Source organism: Scandinavium manionii (assembly GCF_024764775.1).
Taxonomy (GTDB): Bacteria; Pseudomonadota; Gammaproteobacteria; order Enterobacterales; family Enterobacteriaceae; genus Scandinavium; species Scandinavium manionii.
This window is the reverse complement of record NZ_JALIGC010000035.1, coordinates 225,128-240,008: the sequence shown is the minus strand read 5'-3', so window position 1 is coordinate 240,008 and position 14,881 is coordinate 225,128. Positions and strand designations below refer to the sequence as shown.

Annotated in this window: 12 protein-coding genes and 1 pseudogene; 6 read left to right on the top strand and 7 right to left on the bottom strand. The window is 55.6% G+C overall.

Annotation, left to right across the window (positions count from 1 at the left end):
* Window positions 1-10 precede the first annotated feature (10 nt).
* Entirely contained in the window at window positions 11-3,913 is a 3,903-nt protein-coding gene (gene hrpA / locus MUU51_RS07360; RefSeq protein WP_258967493.1) for an ATP-dependent RNA helicase HrpA, read from the top strand.
* A gap of 60 nt (window positions 3,914-3,973) precedes the next feature.
* Here hrpA and MUU51_RS07355 read toward each other — a convergent pair whose 3' ends face one another.
* Both MUU51_RS07355 and MUU51_RS22180 read right to left on the bottom strand, forming a co-directional pair.
* A complete protein-coding gene (locus MUU51_RS07355; protein ID WP_258967492.1) occupies window positions 3,974-4,633 on the bottom strand; it encodes an O-methyltransferase in 660 nt (219 codons plus the stop codon).
* A gap of 21 nt (window positions 4,634-4,654) precedes the next feature.
* Window positions 4,655-4,775: pseudogene (locus MUU51_RS22180) on the bottom strand (hypothetical protein); the annotation flags it as partial.
* Window positions 4,776-4,859: 84 nt separating this feature from the next.
* On the opposite strand from MUU51_RS22180, the gene MUU51_RS07350 reads away from it, so the two are divergent.
* The 3 genes from MUU51_RS07350 (at window position 4,860) to MUU51_RS07340 (ending at window position 7,838) form a co-directional block, all read left to right on the top strand.
* On the top strand, window positions 4,860-5,657 hold the full coding sequence (locus tag MUU51_RS07350) for a YdcF family protein (RefSeq protein WP_286174155.1): 798 nt from the start codon (window positions 4,860-4,862) through the stop codon (window positions 5,655-5,657).
* Window positions 5,658-5,866: 209 nt separating this feature from the next.
* Entirely contained in the window at window positions 5,867-7,306 is a 1,440-nt protein-coding gene (gene aldA, locus MUU51_RS07345; protein ID WP_258967491.1) for an aldehyde dehydrogenase, read from the top strand.
* A gap of 115 nt (window positions 7,307-7,421) precedes the next feature.
* Complete coding sequence (locus MUU51_RS07340; RefSeq protein ID WP_258967542.1) at window positions 7,422-7,838, top strand: GFA family protein; 417 nt, start codon at window positions 7,422-7,424, stop codon at window positions 7,836-7,838.
* A 107-nt stretch (window positions 7,839-7,945) separates the two neighbouring features.
* On the opposite strand, the gene MUU51_RS07335 is transcribed toward MUU51_RS07340, so the two are convergent.
* Together MUU51_RS07335 and gap are read right to left on the bottom strand one after the other, a co-directional pair.
* Window positions 7,946-8,836, bottom strand: coding sequence for an alpha/beta hydrolase (locus MUU51_RS07335; protein ID WP_374684789.1), 891 nt, complete (start codon window positions 8,834-8,836; stop codon window positions 7,946-7,948).
* A gap of 143 nt (window positions 8,837-8,979) precedes the next feature.
* The gene (gap, locus tag MUU51_RS07330) at window positions 8,980-9,981 is read right to left on the bottom strand and encodes a type I glyceraldehyde-3-phosphate dehydrogenase (RefSeq protein ID WP_258967489.1); all 1,002 of its coding nucleotides are present in this window, start codon (window positions 9,979-9,981) and stop codon (window positions 8,980-8,982) included.
* Between the two features lie 192 nt (window positions 9,982-10,173).
* On the opposite strand from gap, the gene cybB reads away from it, so the two are divergent.
* Window positions 10,174-10,701 carry a cytochrome b561 gene (gene cybB / locus MUU51_RS07325; RefSeq protein WP_258967488.1) on the top strand — a complete coding sequence of 176 codons (528 nt, stop codon included), beginning with the start codon at window positions 10,174-10,176 and terminating at the stop codon, window positions 10,699-10,701.
* A gap of 118 nt (window positions 10,702-10,819) precedes the next feature.
* Here the strand turns inward: cybB and MUU51_RS07320 are convergent, their stop codons facing one another.
* From MUU51_RS07320 to pcaH, 3 genes are all read right to left on the bottom strand, one after another.
* Window positions 10,820-11,746, bottom strand: a complete 927-nt coding sequence (locus MUU51_RS07320; protein ID WP_159774696.1) for a LysR substrate-binding domain-containing protein — start codon at window positions 11,744-11,746, stop codon at window positions 10,820-10,822.
* 165 nt (window positions 11,747-11,911) lie between these two features.
* Window positions 11,912-12,532 carry a protocatechuate 3,4-dioxygenase subunit alpha gene (gene pcaG / locus MUU51_RS07315; RefSeq protein WP_258967487.1) on the bottom strand — a complete coding sequence of 207 codons (621 nt, stop codon included), beginning with the start codon at window positions 12,530-12,532 and terminating at the stop codon, window positions 11,912-11,914.
* A complete protein-coding gene (pcaH, locus tag MUU51_RS07310; RefSeq protein ID WP_159774700.1) occupies window positions 12,529-13,269 on the bottom strand; it encodes a protocatechuate 3,4-dioxygenase subunit beta in 741 nt (246 codons plus the stop codon). The genes pcaG and pcaH overlap by 4 nt, the downstream gene beginning before the upstream one ends.
* Window positions 13,270-13,508: 239 nt before the next feature.
* Between pcaH and hglS the strand changes: the two genes are divergently transcribed.
* Window positions 13,509-14,852: a 2-oxoadipate dioxygenase/decarboxylase HglS gene (gene hglS / locus MUU51_RS07305; protein WP_258967486.1), complete on the top strand. Its 1,344-nt coding sequence runs from the start codon at window positions 13,509-13,511 to the stop codon at window positions 14,850-14,852.
* Window positions 14,853-14,881: the final 29 nt, after the last annotated feature.

The following is a 14,881-nucleotide window of genomic DNA, read 5'->3' as shown; positions in this document are numbered from 1 at the left end:
CGTTAACGCTATGACAGAACAACATAAAATGACCTTTTCGCAGCTCCATCAACAGCTCGATGGCCTGATGCTGCGCGATAAAACCCGCTTTGCCCGTCGTCTGCATGGCGTGAAGAAGGTTAAAAATCCTGAATCACAACAAGCTATTATGCTGGAGATGGCGAAAGAGATTTCGCAGGCAGCGGGTAAAGTCCTGCTGCGTGAAGCGGCGCGCCCGGCGATAACCTACCCGGAAAACCTGCCCGTCAGTCAGAAAAAGCAGGATATCTACAACGCCATCCGCGACCACCAGGTGGTGATTGTGGCGGGTGAAACCGGCTCGGGGAAAACCACCCAGCTGCCGAAAATCTGCATGGAGCTGGGGCGTGGCGTTAAAGGGCTGATTGGTCATACTCAGCCGCGCCGTCTGGCCGCGCGCACCGTGGCCAACCGTATTGCCGAAGAGCTGCAAACGGAGCCGGGCGGTTGCATCGGTTATAAAGTCCGCTTTAGCGATCACGTCAGCGACAACACCATGGTCAAGCTGATGACCGACGGTATTTTGCTGGCAGAAATCCAGCAGGACCGGCTGCTGATGCAATACGACACCATCATTATCGATGAAGCGCACGAACGCAGCCTGAACATCGATTTTCTGCTCGGCTATTTCCGCGAACTGCTGCCTAAGCGTCCGGATCTGAAAATCATCATCACTTCGGCGACCATCGATCCGGAACGTTTCTCAAAACATTTCAATAACGCTCCGATAATCGAAGTTTCTGGCCGCACCTTCCCGGTCGACGTCCGCTATCGTCCGATTGTCGAAGATGCCGACGATACCGAACGCGATCAGTTACAGGCAATTTTCGATGCGGTTGACGAACTGGGGCAGGAGAGTCCGGGCGATATCCTGATTTTCATGAGCGGCGAGCGCGAAATCCGCGATACCGCCGATGCGCTCAGCAAGCGCGACCTGCGCCATACCGAAATTCTTCCGCTGTACGCCCGCCTGTCAAACAGTGAGCAAAACCGCGTATTCCAGTCGCATAGCGGACGCCGCATCGTGCTCGCAACCAACGTGGCGGAAACCTCGCTGACGGTGCCGGGGATTAAGTACGTTATTGACCCCGGCACCGCGCGTATCAGCCGCTACAGCTACCGCACCAAAGTGCAGCGCTTGCCGATTGAGCCGGTTTCTCAGGCCTCGGCGAATCAGCGTAAGGGCCGCTGCGGACGTGTCTCGGAAGGGATCTGTATTCGTCTCTATTCGGAAGACGATTTCCTGTCGCGTCCTGAATTTACCGATCCGGAAATTCTGCGTACCAACCTGGCGTCCGTTATCTTGCAGATGACCGCGCTGGGGCTCGGCGATATTGGTGCATTCCCGTTCGTGGAAGCGCCAGATAAACGCAATATTCAGGACGGTGTACGCCTGCTGGAAGAGCTGGGCGCGATAACCACCGACGAGCAGCAGTCCGTGTACAAACTCACGCCAATGGGACGCCAGCTTTCGCAACTACCGGTGGACCCGCGTCTGGCGCGCATGGTACTGGAAGCGCAAAAACACGGCTGTGTACGTGAGGCGATGATCATCACCTCGGCGTTGTCGATTCAGGATCCGCGCGAACGTCCAATGGACAAACAGCAGGCCTCTGACGAAAAACACCGCCGTTTCCATGACAAAGAGTCCGACTTCCTGGCGTTCGTTAATCTGTGGAATTACCTTGGCGAGCAGCAAAAAGCGCTGTCGTCGAACCAGTTCCGCCGCCTGTGCCGCACCGAATACCTCAACTATTTGCGCGTGCGCGAATGGCAGGATATTTACACCCAACTGCGTCAGGTGGTGAAAGAGCTTGGTATTCCGGTCAACAGCGAACCTGCTGAATACCGCGAAATTCACGTTGCCTTGCTGACCGGTCTGCTTTCGCATATCGGCATGAAAGATGCGGATAAACAGGAGTTTACCGGCGCGCGCAACGCCCGTTTCTCGATTTTTCCGGGTTCCGGCTTATTCAAAAAACCGCCGAAATGGACAATAGTCGCCGAGCTGGTTGAAACCAGCCGTCTGTGGGGGCGCATTGCTGCACGTATCGATCCGGAATGGGTCGAGCCTGCCGCCCAGCATTTGATCAAACGTTCGTACAGCGAGCCGCACTGGGAGCGCGCGCAGGGCGCAGTAATGGCCACTGAAAAAGTGACCGTTTACGGCTTGCCGATTGTCGCCGCCCGCAAGGTCAACTACAGCCAGATTGACCCGGCGCTGTGCCGCGAGCTGTTTATTCGCCATGCGATGGTGGAGGGCGACTGGCAAACGCGTCACGCCTTCTTCCGCGATAATTTGAAACTGCGCAACGAAATTGAAGAACTTGAGCACAAATCCCGTCGCCGCGACATTTTGGTAGATGATGAATCACTGTTCGAGTTTTACGACCAGCGCATCAGCCACGACGTGATTTCCGCTCGCCATTTCGATAACTGGTGGAAAACCGCCAGCCGCGAAACGCCTGATTTGCTCAACTTTGAAAAAAGTATGCTGATTAAGGAAGGGGCCGATGACGTCAGCAAACTCGACTATCCGAACTTCTGGCACCAGGGCAATCTTAAGCTGCGCCTGAGTTACCAGTTTGAGCCGGGCGCAGACGCCGACGGCGTGACGGTGCATATTCCGTTGCCGTTACTCAATCAGGTCGAAGAATCTGGGTTTGAGTGGCAAATCCCTGGCCTGCGTCGTGAGCTGTTAATCGCGCTGATTAAATCACTGCCGAAACCGGTGCGCCGCAACTTTGTGCCCGCGCCGAATTACGCCGAAGCGCTGTTAGGCCGCATGAAGCCGTTGGAGTTGCCGTTGCTGGATTCGATGGAGCGCGAGCTACGCCGGATGAGCGGGGTGACAATTGACCGTGACGACTGGCACTGGGATCAGGTGCCCGATCACCTGAAGATGACCTTCCGCGTCATTGATGACAAAAACAAGAAGCTTCAGGAAGGCCGCGACCTGACTGCGCTGAAAGATGTGTTGAAAGGCAAAGTTCAGGAAACGCTGTCTGCGGTGGCGGACGACGGTATCGAGCAGAGCGGGTTGCATCTCTGGAGTTTTGGTTCGCTGCCTGAAAGCTATGAGCAGAAGCGCGGCAATTACAAAATGAAGGCCTGGCCAGCGCTGGTGGATGAACGCGACAGCGTGGCCATCAAACTGTTTGATAATCCGCTGGAACAGCAGCAGGCGATGTGGCGTGGTCTGCGCCGTTTATTGCTGCTGAATATTCCGTCACCGATTAAATATCTACACGAAAAGCTGCCAAACAAAGCCAAGCTGGGCCTGTACTTTAACCCGTACGGCAAAGTGCTCGATTTGATTGACGACTGCATTTCCTGCGGCGTCGACAAGCTTATCCACGAGGCCGGTGGCCCGGTGTGGACCGAAGAGACCTACGCGGCCTTGCATGAGAAAGTCCGCGCGGAGCTCAACGATACGGTGGTGGAGATTGCCAAACAGGTCGAGCAGATCCTGACGGCGGTATTCAATATCAACAAACGTCTGAAAGGGCGCGTGGATATGACGATGGCGCTGGGCCTGTCTGACGTGAAAGCGCAGATGACCGGGCTGGTGTATCGAGGGTTTGTCACCGGCAATGGATTTAAGCGTCTCGGTGATACGCTGCGTTACCTCAACGCGATTGAGAAACGACTGGAAAAATTAGCCATCGATCCACACCGGGATCGCGCGCAGATGCTGAAAGTCGAAAGCGTGCAGCAGGCCTGGCAGCAGTGGTTGAATAAGCTGCCGCCGTCGCGTCGTAATGATGACGACGTGCAGGAGATTCGCTGGATGATTGAGGAACTGCGGGTGAGCTATTTTGCGCAACAGTTGGGCACGCCGTATCCGATTTCTGACAAGCGGATATTGCAGGCGATGGAACAGATTACGGCATAACGCCTGGCTGCATGTTGCCCTCTCCCGATGGGAGAGGGCAAAGGGATAAAGCGTAAACACTCAATTCTTCACCCACGCCAGCGTAAAACCATCCCAGCCTTTCTGGCCCACGGTTTGCAACGCCGTGCAGGTCAAACGCGGGTTGTTCCCCATCATCTCAATAAACTTCCGCATGCCCTGAACGCTTTTGTCTGTGCTCTGCGGATGCGTCACTTCGCCCTCCCGGACCACGTTATCGCCGATAATCAGCGTTCCTGGGCGGGCAAACTTCAGCACCCATTCCAGATAATTTGGGTTATTCGGTTTATCCGCATCGATAAATACCAGGTCAAAAACTGTATCCGGCTCAAACGCCGCCAGCGAATCCAGCGCCGGACCTTCGATGACCTCCACCTTATTCGCCACGCCTGCCAGTTGCAGATTTTGCCGGGCAACCTGCGCGTGAAGCGGACTGAATTCCAGCGTAATTAGCTTACCGTCGGCAGGCAATTCCCGCGCCATCCACACGGTGCTGTAGCCGCCGAGTGTGCCAATCTCCAGCACCCGTTTGGCGCCCGTCATGCGCACAAACAGTGCCAGCAGCTGCCCCTGATTCGCCGCCACATCGATGGCGGGCAAACCTTCTCGCTGGTTATTTTCCAGTACTTTTTCAAGCACAAGATCTGGCGGAAGTAATTTCTCAATCAGATAATTATCGACTTCAGACCACAATTTTTGCATTCCTGAACCTCATGTTATGCGTCAGCCTGACAGAGAAAACCCGCCGCCTCCCAGCGACGGGTAAAGGGAGATTTGTGCCAACAGCAGATTGTTTTTCACCAGCAACCACCCTTAACGGGTTAAAGAATAGCGTCTGCTGGGCAATAACTCGCTTTCGGAGTGATCTCCTGTCATCCTCCGCACAGGACGTTACCCTGTGGTACGACTCACGAAAGTAGGGAGTATTATGCTGACCACCTTTCCACATCTGAACGAAACGACTTTGCAAGCCGCCAACCGCGTAGGTGAATGGCTGGCGCAAAATGATTTTCCCACGCCACCGGTCAATGTCGACGCCGATCTGGTGGTGCTGGCGGGCAATGCGGTGATGCCAACCATTGACGCCGCCTGCCGTCTGGCGGCAGAAAACCGCACGTTGTTGATAAGCGGGGGCATTGGCCATTCCACCACTTTCCTGTATGCCGCCGTGGCCCGTCACCCGCGTTATAATGCTCTGCGCACCACCGGCTGTGCCGAAGCGTCCATTCTCGCGGAAATTGCGCATCAGTACTGGAATATTCCGCAGGAGCGCATTGTGGTGGAACCGCGCTCCACTAACTGTGGGGAGAATGCCCGTTTCACGCGCGACATAATGGAAGATCGTGGGATCCGCTGCCATTCCGGGATTGTGGTGCAGGACCCGACCATGCAGCGCCGCACCATGGCGACGTTCGCACACGTCTGGCAGGACGATGCGAATGCCCCACAGTGGCGCAGCTATCCGGGCTATTTACCGGTGCTGCGTAATGGAAATCATGGCCTGACCTTCGCCGAAGAAGCGCATAACGTCTGGCCGGTGGAGCGTTATCTCTCCTTATTACTGGGCGAACTGCCGCGTATTCATGATGATGAAAACGGCTATGGGCCGCGCGGGAAAGGTTTTATCGCGCACGTCGATATGCCTGATGACGTGCTGGACGCATGGCGCGTTCTGAGTGAAGACGTGCTGCTGCGCGAGGCGTTGTCGAGCCGTTCCCTGTTGTAATTCCCTCCCGTTAATGCCCGTTTGCGACAAAATATCCGCAAACGGGCATTCGTTGTTATCGAGTTGTTGACGCTGAATCGCGTTCACTGGCTTACTTTTATGAGATGTCTCACAAAAACAGGATGATAGGGTTGGGATTTGTACCGTGAATTCTCGATATTTAACAATATATTCACTTGTTAAAAACGATGTATTCACAGGAGCAGCACATGACAGCACCCGTACAACACCCTATGTATATCGACGGTCAGTTTGTGTCCTGGCAGGGCGACGCCTGGATTGACGTGGTCAATCCCTCAACCGAGGCGCTGATTTCGCGCATTCCTGACGGTTCCGCCAAAGAGGCGCAGCAGGCTATCGACGCCGCCGAACGAGCGCAGCCTGCCTGGGAAGCACTCCCGGCCATTCAGCGTGCGGGCTGGCTGCGTAAAATTGCGGCGGGCATTCGCGAACGTGCTGAAGAAATCAGTGCGCTGATAGTCGCGGAAGGCGGCAAAATTCAGCAGCTGGCGGATGTTGAAGTGGCATTCACCGCTGACTATCTCGAGTACATGTCAGAGTGGGCGCGCCGTTACGAAGGTGAAATTCTGCAAAGCGACCGTCCGGGCGAAAACATCTTCGTGTTCAAACGTGCGCTGGGCGTCACCACCGGCATTCTGCCGTGGAACTTCCCGTTCTTCCTGATTGCCCGCAAGCTGGCTCCGGCGCTGATCACCGGTAATACCATCGTTATTAAACCGAGCGAATTTACCCCGAACAACGCCATTGCGTTCGCAAAAATTGTTCATGAGATTGGCCTGCCAAAAGGCGTCTTTAACCTGGTCCTGGGCCGTGGCGAAACCGTCGGTCAGGAGCTGGCTGGCAACCCGAAAGTGGCGATGGTCAGCATGACTGGCAGCGTCGGCGCGGGCGAAAAAATCATGACCGCCGCGGCGAAAAATATCACCAAAGTGTGCCTGGAACTGGGCGGCAAAGCCCCGGCGATTGTGCTGGATGATGCCGATATGGAGCTGGCGGTGAAAGCGATTGTCGATTCACGCGTCATTAATACCGGGCAGGTCTGTAACTGCGCTGAGCGCGTGTACGTGCAGAAAGGCATTTACGACCGTTTCGTTAACCGTCTGGGTGAAGCGATGAAAGCGGTGCAGTTTGGTGACCCGGCGCAGCGCACCGATATCGCGATGGGGCCGCTGATCAACGCCGCCGCGCTGGATCGCGTGGAGCAGAAGGTGGCGAAAGCGGTTGAACAGGGCGCGAAAGTGGTCATTGGCGGTAAAGCGGTGGAAGGCAAAGGCTATTTCTACCCGCCGACACTGCTGCTCGACGTGCGTCAGGACATGACCATCGTGCATGAAGAAACCTTCGGTCCGGTGCTGCCAGTGGTGGCGTTCGATACGCTGGAAGATGCACTGACGATGGCCAACGACAGTGAATACGGCCTGACGTCATCGGTCTACACCCAGGATTTAAATAAAGCGATGAAAGCTATCAAAGGGCTTAAATTCGGCGAAACCTACATCAACCGCGAAAACTTTGAAGCGATGCAGGGCTTCCACGCAGGCTGGCGTAAATCCGGGATTGGCGGCGCCGATGGGCGTCACGGGCTGGAAGAATATCTACAAACTCAGGTGGTGTATCTGCAATCCTGATTGCGGATGCGAGACAAAAGGGCCCGATGCGGGCCTTTTTGTACGAGGGGGCCTGTGCAGCATAATGGCTTCTGTGCTACATATTTTCACTCTATTCCTTGGCGGTGAGGTGTCTGTGTCAGAGAAAGTGAATGCACAATGTCACTGTGGTGCAGTGAAGTTTACGGTCGACCTGTCGGACGGGTTTAACACCATCAGGCGCTGTAACTGTTCGTTTTGTCGAATGCGCGGCGCGGTGGTGGTATCGGCGCCGTTATCCGGCATTCAGGTGACGGAAGGGAAAGATAAGCTGACGGAGTACCGCTTCAATACCCGCACCGCAGCGCACTATTTTTGCTCGGTGTGCGGCATTTACACCTTCCATCAGCGGCGTTCTAACCCGCAACAGTACGGGGTTAACGTGGCCTGCATCGAAGGTGTTTCGCCGTTTGATTTTACCGACGTGACGGTATCGAATGGGATACATCATCCGTCCGACGGCGGGGGCGGCGTCGCGGGGATCCTGTCGTATACCCCGACGGCTAAAAATTAAAGGGATCACACTCGGTAAGCGAATGAGTTAAAACAAGGCAGTGCGCGAAAAAGCGATTAATCTGCCGTGAAATAACAGGGCATGAGGCGATACTCATGCCCTGAAAATTACACCTTCGTTTCTATCCAGGTCATCATCAATTCGGGCCAGACCGACACCGGCAGGCCCTGAGCGTCACGAATGCCGAATCCGTGTTTCCCTTGCTCGAACAGATGCATTTCCACCGGTACGCCGAGTCGGCGCAGGGCGCTGAACATCACCACGCTGTTTTCGACTTTGACCGACGGGTCGTCTACCGCGTGCAGCAGAAACGACGGCGGCGTTTGCGCGCTGGCGCGCTGTTCGAGGGAATAATGCCGGATTTGCTGTTCGTCGGGGTTGTTGCCAATTAATTCTTCACGCGAGCCGGGATGATCAATATCCGCCACCATGGTGATAACCGGATACACCAGCGCCATAAACGCCGGGCGAGCGGAAAGGGCGTCAATCTCATCCTTCGGTTCGTACACTGTTTCATCGTAACGGGTACCGAGACTGGCAGCGGCATGACCTCCGGCAGAAAAACCCATCACCCCGAGCTTATCGGCATCCAGCTGCCAGCGATGCGCATTGGCTCGCAGCACTCGCATCGCGCGCTGCACGTCTGCCAGCGGCGCGTTGGCACCTTCCACATGACCATCTCCCGGAAGGCGGTAGGTCATCACAAATAGCGTATAGCCGCGCGCGTTGAAAAACGGCGCCAGCGCGCTGCCTTCTTTATCTAATACCACGCGTCGATAAGACCCACCCGGCGTGACCAGGATCCCAACGCCGTTCGGTTCCGCCGGGGCATACACCGTTATCTGCGGGGCGCGTACGCCGGTAACCGAGCGGTCCCAGGCTGACGGGCCAGTATGTTGCTCTTCGAGCACGAAATGAACAGGGCTCTGATGCGCGCCGGGCGCATCTCCCTGCGGCCAAACGGGAAAACTGGCCGCCTTGCGTGAGGCTTCTGCCATCAGTTGCAGCAGCTCATCCGGATTGAATGTCGTCATGTCCACTCTCGCTTAGGGTAAAACAACGTTTTAGCACAAGGTGGGAAAGCGGTCAGCGCGAAGGGGAAAATGTGTGAGGCGGATGGGCGAGCCATCCGCCGTAGGGCTTACAGCTTAACGAATTTTTCCAGCACGCGAATAAGCTGGGTGACGAATCCATATTCGTTATCGTACCAGGAGACGGTTTTCACCAGCTGTAAATCGCCGACTTCGGTGATTTCGGTCTGGGTTGCGTCGAACACCGAGCCAAAGTGGCTGCCAATGACATCGGACGACACAATTTCTTCGTCGGTATAGCCGAACGAATCATTGCCTTGGGTCGCTTTTTTCAGCGCCGCGTTTACTTCATCTTCGGTGACGTTTTTACCCAGAATCGACACCAGTTCGGTGACGGAACCGGTTTTCACCGGGACGCGCTGTGCATGACCTTTGAGTTTCCCTTTCAGTTCAGGAATAACCAGCCCGATAGCCTTCGCCGCACCGGTGGTGTGTGGGATGATGTTTTCTGCCGCAGCCCGCGAGGCGCGTAAATCTTTGCCGCGCGGGCCATCAACCAGCGCCTGGGTGCCAGTGTAGGCATGAATGGTGGTCATGGTGCCGACTTTGATTTCAAACGCGTCATGCAGCGCTTTCGCCATCGGCGCGAGGCAGTTGGTGGTACAGGACGCTACGGAGATAATGGTGTCGTTACCGTCCAGCGTATCGTCGTTGACGTTAAAAACGATGGTTTTCATGTCGCCGGCCGGGGCGGAAATCAGCACTTTTTTGGCTCCGGCCTGAATGTGCGCCTGGGCTTTATCGGTAGCGGTATAGAAACCGGTACATTCGACGACGTATTCAACGCCTGCTGATTTCCAGGGGATATTTTTGGCGTCTTTCTCGGCGTAGACGGCGATTTTTTTACCGTCGACAATCAGCGCGTCGTCGGTGTGATCGACGCTCCATGGGAACGGGCCGTAGTTAGAGTCGTGCTTCAACAGATACGCCAGCACGTGTGGCGATGTCAGATCGTTTATTGCCACCACTTCCTGTGCGCTTTTCACTTCAAGCATGCGGCGTAACACCAGGCGTCCAATGCGTCCAAAACCATTAATGCCTATTTTGCTCATTGACCTTCTCCTTCGAGGGTTATCTCACGATGCGAGTAAAACTCATCCAGGCTTAGACCAGTCGGTCCATTTGGGCAACTGAACATCTTTCAGGCAGCGCTAACGGTTTGAAAATCTATACAGAAAAGTTAATGAATTTTTGAGGCGGGGCCGCTATGTTAGCTCTCTCACAGTTTTCCGGGAATAATAACGATGCGAGATAAATACTCGAGCCTGCAAATTGGCATTCACTGGCTGGTGTTTCTGCTGGTGATTGGTGCGTACTGCGCGATGGAGCTGCGCGGCTTCTTTCCACGCACCTATCGCCCGTATTTCAATATGGTGCATGTCTCCTGCGGGATTTCAATTCTGGTGTTAATGGTGGCGCGACTGTTGGTGCGCCTGAAGCATAAAGCGCCGCCGATTGTGCCGAAACCCAAACCGTGGATGACGGGGATGGCGCATCTGGGGCACCTGGTTATTTATCTACTGTTCATTATTCTGCCGATTATTGGGCTGGTGATGATGTACAACCGCGGCAACCCGTGGATTGCGTTTGGCATCACCATGCCGCACGCCGCAGAAGCGAATTTTGATTTGGCGGATAACCTGAAGGAATACCACGTGTGGCTGGCGAATTTCGGCTATTACGTGATTGGTCTGCACGCGCTGGCGGCGCTGATGCATCATTATTTCTGGAAGGACAACACGCTGCTGCGCATGATGCCGCGTAAAAAGTAACATGATGTGCCGGGTGGCGCAGCGCTTACCCGGCCTACCTTTTCCCGTAATTCCCGTCTTTCCCGAATTCCCCGTCTTTCTCGTAGGCCCGCGCAAACGAAGTGCCGCCGGGAACGTATTAATGCCCCGGCATGGATTTACGAATGGCGCTCAATAGCGTCTGGGCGCCGGTCGACAGCGGCGAATCCACCCGCGTCAATATTCCAATCGGTTCGCCTGTACCCTGCGTTGGCACCGGCAGCGCGACCAGCGTGCCATGACGTAAATCATCTTTCACCGCGCCGGACGGCACAAACCACACATAGTCAAAATCTACCGTCAGCTGGCGCGACAGCGACGCTGACAGCGTTTCAATACAGCCGGGCGGAATTTTACAGCCCTGGCTCAGTACCAGCGCTTCGGCGTTTTGCCGTGGCACCGTGCCTTTAGGCGACACCACCACCGGCCACTCCATCACTTTGCTGAGCGTGACCGTTTCCTGCAACAGTGGGTGATTCGGACGCACCACCAGTTTCAGTGATTCCAGAAACAGCAGCTCGTAATTCAGGCCACTCATCAGGTCCGGGTCCGACATGCGGCCAATGCCTAAATCGATTTCAGCGGATTTCAGCCCGGCCAGCAACATGGTGTTATTCATGGTGGCGACCTGCAGCGTTATGTCTTTTTGCTGCTTGTGGAATTCACCAATCACTGCCGGAAGAATGCCGAGCGCGGCGGTCGGCAGGGCGCCGATACGCACCACGTCACCACCGATCCCTTCTTTGCGGTTCAACGCCTGACCGGCTGTATTCAGCGCATCAAGCACTTTTACCGCGTGAGTCAGAAACTGTTCCCCGACCAGCGTTAGCTGCGCGCCCATACGACCGCGGTCAAAAAGACGCGTGCCGGTAAGTTGTTCCAGTTCGTTGAGAGTTTTCGACAGCGCGGGCTGACTGAGGTTAAGCGTTTCCGCCGCCCGGCCCAACGTGCCCTGTTGAGCGACGGCGACAAACGTATGCAAATGGCGCAAACGAATGCGCTGACTGAAGAGACCATTTTTTTCCATAACCGGATGTTAAAGAGAGTGCGGGGCGGGTATCAAGGTAACTTGTTTGAATTTGATAACTTGCTAGCAAAATATCATTAACATAATGGTCAGTTGCGTTACATGTGGTTATGGAATAGCCGATAAAAAGCCCGGCATTTTGTCTTTGCCGGGCTAATTTTGCGCTTAGAGATCGAAGAAAACCGTTTCAGCTTCACCCTGGAGGTGAATATCAAAGCGGTAAACAACCTCGTTGCCGCGCTGTTCGCGTTGGCCTATCAGCGTGTTGCGGCGGACTTCCCACTCAATCAGGTTCAGCACCGGGTCGCGCTGATTGGCATCCTGCTCATCAGAGAAATACATTCGTGTATTCAGACCGATGTTGATCCCGCGGGCCACAATCCACAGGTTCACATGCGGGGCCATCAGGCGACCATCACGCCCGACGACCGCCCCGGGTTTGATGGTTTCAAAGCGCCAGACGCCGGAGTCGAAATCAGAGCAGCCGCGTCCCCAGCCGCGAAAATCATTATCGAGGCGTTTTTCCTGCTGGTGATCGGCAGGGTGGTGATAACGCCCGGCGGCGTTGGCCTGCCAGATTTCGAGCAGGACATCACGCACCGGTGTGCCGGAGCCGTCGAACACCCGGCCTTCAAGGGTAATGCGCTCGCCTTCGGTATGGCTGTTGGTCAGCACCGGGCCGAAGTTTTTCTCGAAGATATGAAAACCGGCGGCTTCCGGCGCCAGACCGATGTGCACATACGGCCCGGCGGTTTGCGAGGCGGTTTCAGCTAAATAGTCTTTCATCGTGCGGCTCCCTGAGTGCGGTTTTCAAACAGCGTGGCACGACTGCCGCGCAGCACCAAATCGAAGCGATAGGCCAGGCAATCGAGCGGCACGGCGGCGTGGGTGTCGAGTTCGGCAATCAGGGTGCGAATGGCATCATCATTATTGATGGTCTTCACAATCGGACACTGTTTGATAAGCGGGTCACCCTCGAAATACATCTGCGTAATCAGCCGCTGGGCGAAGGCTTCGCCGGACAGTGAAAAGTGGATGTGCGAAGGGCGCCAGTCGCTGGCCTGATTACGCCACGGATACGGGCCGGGCTTGATAGTACGGAAGAAGTAATAGCCATTTTCGTCGGTCAGAACGCGGCCACAGCCGCCAAAATTTGGGTCAACGGGGGCCAGATACTGATCTTTCTTGTGCCGGTAACGGCCGCCCGCATTGGCCTGCCACACTTCGACCAGGGTGTTTTTCATCGGACGACCAAAACCGTCACGTACGTAGCCGTGGACGATAATGCGCTCGCCAATCGGCAGCCCATCTTTGGCGTAGTTAAGAATAAGGTCGTTATCCTGCGGGCCAAGATCGTCACTGCTAAATATCGGGCCGGTGATTTCCGACAGCGAGTTTTGCAGGGAGATCAGCGCATTGCGCGGTGAACGCAGCACGCTGGTTTTATAGCCGGGTGCAAAGGCAGGCGGGTGATTATTGTAATCACGATGCACCACTTCGCGTGGTGTCCATTTATCGTTCATAGGGCGCTCCGGGTCAGAGGAATTCTTTATTGTTGTGATATCGTCACTCGGAGTGTGTGTAATCATATTGTTAATTTAAAGTGAATTTATACGGCTTTTTGCATAACGCCAGGTTATAAACCGCACAAAAGCAGGGCGTAAAGCGAGAGGTTATCCGCGATCACAATTCAGAAATTCTTCCTCCCGGCGGCAAATGGCTTATGTACACTCCAGGTAATATTCACTGGAGACATGACATCATGGCGAACACCATCACGGCTGATGAGATTCGGGAAAACTTTTCGCAGGCAATGTCAGCGATGTACCAGCAGGAAGTTCCGCAGTACGGCACGTTGCTGGAACTTGTGGCGGATGTAAACCTGGCGGTGCTGGAACATAATCCGCACTTACATGAACAGCTGGCGAACGCTGACGAGCTGGCGCGACTCAACGTTGAACGCCACGGCGCGATTCGCGTAGGTTCTGCTGATGAGCTGGCGACTCTGCGCCGCATGTTTGCAATCATGGGAATGAAGCCGGTCAGTTATTACGATCTCTCCCAGGCGGGCGTTCCGGTGCACTCGACGGCGTTTCGCCCGGTGGAAGATGCCGCACTGGCGCGTAATCCGTTTCGCGTGTTTACCTCGCTGCTGCGCCTTGAACTCATCGACAACGTTGCGCTGCGTGACAAAGCCGCAGAAATTTTGGCGAAGCGCGACATCTTCACGCCGCGCTGCCGCGAATTAATCAGCCACTTCGAGACTCAGGGCCAGTTCACGGCGGCCGAGGCGAAAGAGTTCGTCAAAGAGGCGCTCGAAACCTTCCGCTGGCACAGCCACGCCACGGTGGAGCAGGACACATACCTCGCGCTGCACAATGAACATCGCCTGATTGCCGACGTGGTGTGCTTCCCCGGCTGTCACATCAATCACCTCACGCCGCGCACGCTCGATATCGACCGCGTGCAGCAGCTGATGCCGGAATATGGTATTGAGCCGAAGGTCCTGATTGAAGGTCCGCCGCGACGTGAAGTGCCGATTCTGCTGCGCCAGACCAGCTTTAAAGCGCTGGAGGAGCCAGTGCTGTTCGCCGGAGAACATCGCGGCACCCACACTGCGCGTTTCGGTGAAATCGAACAACGCGGCGTGGCGCTGACCCCGAAAGGACGCGCGCTGTACGATGCATTGCTTACAGAAGCCGGAACCGGCAAAGACAATCTCAGCCATCAGCAGCATTTATCGGAGATGTTCAAAGCGTTCCCGGACAGCGAAATGTTCCTGCGCCGTCAGGAGCTGGCCTATTTCCGCTACCGTCTGACGCCGACCGGAGAATCTCATCGTCAGGCGTTTCGCCCCGGCGACGACCCGCAGCCATTGATTGAGCGTGGCTGGCTGGTGGCGCAGCCCATCACCTACGAAGATTTCCTGCCGGTTAGCGCCGCGGGTATTTTCCAGTCCAATCTCGGGAATGACACTCAGGCCCGGAGCCACGGCAATTCCAGCAAAGCCGCGTTTGAAGCTGCGCTCGGCTGCCCGGTGCTTGACGAATTCCAGCTCTATCAGGAAGCCGAAGACCGCAGCAAACGGCGGTGCGGGTTGCTGTAAACCACGCACTTGCGGCGTTGCGAATCGGG

Excerpts from the sequence above, each read along its gene's own strand:
- MUU51_RS07350 (WP_286174155.1), top strand. The coding sequence starts at position 4,860 with ATGCTGACCACCTTTCCACATCTGAACGAAACGACTTTGCAAGCCGCC.
- hrpA (WP_258967493.1), top strand. The coding sequence starts at position 11 with ATGACAGAACAACATAAAATGACCTTTTCGCAGCTCCATCAACAGCTC.
- pcaH (WP_159774700.1), bottom strand. The coding sequence starts at position 13,269 with ATGAACGATAAATGGACACCACGCGAAGTGGTGCATCGTGATTACAAT.
- MUU51_RS07335 (WP_374684789.1), bottom strand. The coding sequence starts at position 8,836 with ATGGCAGAAGCCTCACGCAAGGCGGCCAGTTTTCCCGTTTGGCCGCAG.
- cybB (WP_258967488.1), top strand. The coding sequence starts at position 10,174 with ATGCGAGATAAATACTCGAGCCTGCAAATTGGCATTCACTGGCTGGTG.
- hglS (WP_258967486.1), top strand. The coding sequence starts at position 13,509 with ATGGCGAACACCATCACGGCTGATGAGATTCGGGAAAACTTTTCGCAG.
- MUU51_RS07355 (WP_258967492.1), bottom strand. The coding sequence starts at position 4,633 with ATGCAAAAATTGTGGTCTGAAGTCGATAATTATCTGATTGAGAAATTA.
- pcaG (WP_258967487.1), bottom strand. The coding sequence starts at position 12,532 with ATGAAAGACTATTTAGCTGAAACCGCCTCGCAAACCGCCGGGCCGTAT.
- MUU51_RS07320 (WP_159774696.1), bottom strand. The coding sequence starts at position 11,746 with ATGGAAAAAAATGGTCTCTTCAGTCAGCGCATTCGTTTGCGCCATTTG.
- aldA (WP_258967491.1), top strand. The coding sequence starts at position 5,867 with ATGACAGCACCCGTACAACACCCTATGTATATCGACGGTCAGTTTGTG.
- gap (WP_258967489.1), bottom strand. The coding sequence starts at position 9,981 with ATGAGCAAAATAGGCATTAATGGTTTTGGACGCATTGGACGCCTGGTG.